This is a genomic window from Streptomyces sp. W16, assembly GCF_033194735.1.
In the GTDB taxonomy this organism is placed as follows: Bacteria; Actinomycetota; Actinomycetes; order Streptomycetales; family Streptomycetaceae; genus Streptomyces.
In genome coordinates, this window is sequence record NZ_JAWOAI010000689.1 from 1 (window position 1) to 4,333 (window position 4,333).

The 4,333-nt window shown below is 69.1% G+C and carries 3 protein-coding genes and 1 pseudogene; 1 reads left to right on the plus strand and 3 read right to left on the minus strand.

All coding sequences use genetic code 11. From position 1 onward, the window contains the following. A pseudogene (locus R6V09_RS47160) lies at nucleotides 1-283 on the plus strand (SAM-dependent methyltransferase); the annotation flags it as partial. 6 nt (nucleotides 284-289) lie between these two features. Here the strand turns inward: R6V09_RS47160 and ftsH are convergent. The 3 genes from ftsH to R6V09_RS47175 all read right to left on the minus strand — a co-directional run. Further along, nucleotides 290-2,227 (minus strand): ATP-dependent zinc metalloprotease FtsH, encoded by a 1,938-nt coding sequence (ftsH, locus tag R6V09_RS47165; protein ID WP_317887614.1) that lies wholly within the window; start codon nucleotides 2,225-2,227, stop codon nucleotides 290-292. A gap of 73 nt (nucleotides 2,228-2,300) precedes the next feature. Beyond that, the gene (ffh, locus tag R6V09_RS47170) at nucleotides 2,301-3,854 is read right to left on the minus strand and encodes a signal recognition particle protein (RefSeq protein ID WP_317887615.1); all 1,554 of its coding nucleotides are present in this window, start codon (nucleotides 3,852-3,854) and stop codon (nucleotides 2,301-2,303) included. A 220-nt stretch (nucleotides 3,855-4,074) separates the two neighbouring features. After that, nucleotides 4,075-4,333, minus strand: a 259-nt coding sequence (locus R6V09_RS47175) for an ACT domain-containing protein (RefSeq protein WP_317887616.1), incomplete at its 5' end; no start/stop codon positions are given.

The following is a 4,333-nucleotide window of genomic DNA, read 5'->3' on the forward strand; positions in this document are numbered from 1 at the left end:
CAGCCCGCGCCCGGTCCTGCGCGACGACCTGGAGGAGGTCGCCCATCGCGCGGGCCTCAGGCCGGACGGCTCGGGCCGGGTGGCCTGCCCCTTCGGGTACGCCGACGTCGAGAGCGCCGTACGAGGGCTGCTGTCGACGGGGCTCTTCGACTCGGCGATCGTCGCGACGGATCAGGTGCAGGTGGAGAAGGAGTTGGCGGAGGCGTTGCATCCGTATCGGCGGCAGGACGGCACGGTGTGGATGCCGAACGTCTTCCGGTATCTGATCGCGCGTACGACCTGAGGATGACTACGGCTCTTCCTTGAAGAGGCGGGTGACGCCCGCGATGCGGTACGCGTCCGTCTCCTCCAGGGTCTCGTTCTCCAGGAGGGCTTCGGCGAGCGAGTCCAACTGGCCGCGGTGGTCGCGGAGTTTGCGGAGGGCCTCGTCGTAGCACTCGTCGACGATGCGGCGCATCTCGTGGTCGATCACGTCGAGGGTCCCCGGGGCCGCTGCGAGGCCGTAGGCCTGCTGGGCGTCGCTGGGGAGGGCGGAGAGGCGGCCGACGCGCTCGCTCATGCCCCAGCGGGCGACCATGCCGCGCGCGATGTTGGTGACCTGTTCGAGGTCGTTCTCGGCGCCGGTCGTGATCACCCCGTAGACGACCTGTTCCGCGGCCATGCCGCCGAGGGCGCCGATGATCCGGCCGCGCAGGTACTCCTCGGTGTACGCGTACTTGTCCGCGTCCGGCGTGGAGAGGGTGACGCCGAGTGCCCTCCCGCGCGGGACGATGGTGATCTTGCGGACCGGGTCGGCGCCGGGCTGGAGCATGCCGAGGAGGGCGTGGCCGCTCTCGTGGTAGGCGGTGCGCCGGCGCTCCTCCTCGGGCATCACCAGCGGGCGTTCGGCGCCCAGTTGGACCTTCTCCAGGGCTTCCGAAAGGTCGGACTGGGTGACCTGGTCCTGCTTGCGCTTGACGGCGAGGAGGGCGGCCTCGTTGGCGAGGTTGGCGAGTTCGGCGCCGGTCATGCCCGGGGTCGTACGGGCGACCTGGGCGAGGTTCACGTCCTTCGCGAGCGGGATCTCGCGGGTGTGGATCTCCAGGATCGCCTCGCGGCCACCCCGGTCGGGCGGCGAGACCATGACCACCCGGTCGAAGCGGCCGGGGCGGGTCAGGGCCGGGTCCAGGACGTCCGCGCGGTTGGTCGCGGCGATGACGATGACGCCCTCGGAGCCGGAGAAGCCGTCCATCTCGGTGAGGATCTGGTTCAGGGTCTGCTCGCGCTCGTCGTGACCGCCCATGCCGCTGCCGCCGCCGCGGGCCCGGCCAATGGTGTCGATCTCGTCGATGAAGATGATCGAGGGGGCCACCTTGCGGGCCTCCGCGAACAGTTCACGCACGCGTGAGGCGCCGACACCGACGATCATCTCGATGAACTCGGAGGCCGAGGCCGAGAAGAACGGCACCCCCGCCTCCCCCGCGACCGCTCGCGCGAGCAGCGTCTTGCCGGTGCCGGGCGGGCCCGCGAGCAGCACGCCCCGGGGCATCTTGGCGCCCATCCTGCGGTACTCGTCGGGGTTCTTGAGGAAGTCGACGACGTCGTTCAGTTCGCCCTCGACCTCGTCGATGCCGGCGACGTCCTCGAAGGTCGTGCGCTGCTTGCCCGGCTCCAGCTCGACCGGTTTCGGCGGGGCCTTGCGGCCGAGCATGCCGCCCGCGCCGCCGAGCCCCGAGCTCATCCGCCGCGCGATGAAGAGCCACAGGACGACCAGGAGCAGCATCGGGGCCAGCGAGATCAGGAGATTGGCCAGAAAACTACGGTGCTGTACGACCGGTTCCGCCGTGACCGTGACGTTGTGCTTGGTCAGGTCCTCCCAGAGCTGGTCGTCCGCGAAGGTCGGCCGCTCGGTGTCGAACTTGGTGTACTTGCCGCCGCCGTCCGGGTTGTCCTGGCCCTTCTTGAGCTGGCCCTGGATCGCGTTGCCCTTGGCGTAGATCTTGGTGACGTTGCCCGCGTCGACCTGCTTGCTGAACTCCGTGTAGGAGATCGTCGGCTCGTCGCCCTCATTGAAGAAGGAGAGGATGAGGTTCGCGACGAGGTACACGACCAGCGCGGTGAGGATCAGACTCCACCAGCCGCCGCGCATCTTCTTCCCACCCGGCGACGGCTTCGGGGGCTCGTCCGGGGTGCCTTCCGTACGCCAGGGCTGATCGGGCGACTTGCGCGGCGGCGCAGGGTTGGTCATATCGGGACGTTACGACATGGACCAACCCTTGGCATGTGCAGAGGGTGAACTCAGTGCATGGACTTGCCGAAGCTCAGCCCATGAACTTCTTGAACTCGTCCGGGAGCTCGAAGTCCTGGGCGCCCTGCTGGGGCAGCCCGAGCGGGTTGCCTCCCTGCGCACCCGCCTCGCGGCGCTGCGCCTCCTCCAGCTCCTGCTGCTTGCGCTTCATCGGGTTGCCGGAGCGCTGCTTGCCCTTGGCCTGCTTGGGCTGCTTCTTGGTGCGGCCGGGGCCGCCGCCCATGCCCGGCATCCCCGGCATGCCGGGCATTCCGCCGCCCTGGGCCATGCGGGACATCATCTTGCGGGCCTCGAAGAACCGCTCGACCAGGCCCTTGACGGCGCTGACCTCGACGCCGGAGCCCTTGGCGATACGGGCGCGGCGCGAGCCGTTGATGATGGTCGGCTCGGCGCGCTCGCCCGGGGTCATCGACTTGATGATGGCGGCCGTGCGGTCGACGTCGCGCTCGTCCAGGTTGTTGATCTGGTCCTTGATCTGGCCCATGCCGGGGAGCATGCCGAGCAGCTTGCTGATGCTGCCCATCTTCCTGACCTGTTCCATCTGGGACAGGAAGTCGTCGAGGGTGAAGTCCTGGCCCTTCTTGGACGCCAGCTTGGAGGCCATCTTCTCGGCCTCTTCTTGGCTGAACGTCTTCTCCGCCTGCTCGATCAGGGTGAGCAGGTCACCCATGTCGAGGATGCGGGAGGCCATCCGGTCCGGGTGGAAGGCGTCGAAGTCGTCGAGCTTCTCGCCGTTCGACGCGAACATGATCGGCTTGCCGGTGACGGAGGCGATCGACAGGGCCGCACCACCGCGGGCGTCGCCGTCGAGCTTGGAGAGCACCACGCCGTCGAAGCCGACGCCGTCGCGGAAGGACTCGGCGGTGTTGACCGCGTCCTGGCCGATCATCGCGTCGACGACGAACAGGATCTCGTCGGGCGAGACGGCGTCGCGGATGTCCGCGGCCTGCTGCATCAGTTCCTGGTCGATGCCGAGGCGGCCCGCGGTGTCCACGATCACGATGTCGTGGACCTTGGACTTCGCGAACTCGATGGAGTCCTTGGCTACCTTGACCGGGTCCCCGACGCCGTTGCCCGGCTCGGGCGCGTAGACCGCGACTCCGGCGCGCTCGGCGACGACGCTCAGCTGGTTCACCGCGTTGGGGCGCTGGAGGTCGGCGGCGACGAGCAGCGGCGAGTGCCCCTGGTCCTTGAGCCACTTGCCGAGCTTGCCCGCGAGGGTCGTCTTACCGGCACCCTGCAGACCCGCGAGCATGATCACGGTCGGCGGGTTCTTGGCGAAGCGCAGGCGCCGGGTCTCGCCGCCGAGGATCGTGACGAGTTCCTCGTTGACGATCTTCACGACCTGCTGGGCCGGGTTGTTCAGCGCCCTGTTGAGGTCGGCGCCGAGGGCACGCTCCTTGACGTTCTTGATGAACGTACGGACGACGGGCAGGGCAACGTCGGCTTCGAGGAGCGCGATGCGGATTTCGCGCGCCGTGGCGTCGATGTCCGCTTCGCTCAAGCGCCCCTTGCCGCGCAAGTTCTTAAAGGTCGCTGAAAGGCGATCGGAGAGAGTATCGAACACGGCGGAGTCGGTCCTCGGAGTCGGGGGCAGTGTGGGCGTCTTCCAGGGTATCCGGCCGCGCAAGACAATCGTCCCCGCCCGGTGGGTTCAACGGGCGGGGACGAGCAAAACCCCGCGCCTGCGAGGAGCAGGCGGCCTCAGAGTGCCGCCCGTTGCCGCGCAGCGGACCACCCCCGCGACAGCGGGGAGCATCGGGTCAACGTGCAACATGCCCCAGAGGTCATGCCCGCAGCGTCTCCTCCAGTTTCCGCGCCACGGCCGTGGCCTCCTCCCCCGGCAGGGGCGTGCCCTCCGCGCCGGTGACGTAGAAGGCGTCCACCGCGTTCGAGCCCAGGGTGCTGACGTGCATGCTGCGGACCCGGACCTTCGCCTCGTCCAGCGCCCGGCCGATGCGGTGCAGCAGTCCGGGGGCGTCGTGCGCGCGCACCTCGATGACCGTCGCGTGCCGGGAGGCCGCCGCGGCGACCGTCACGCGGGCC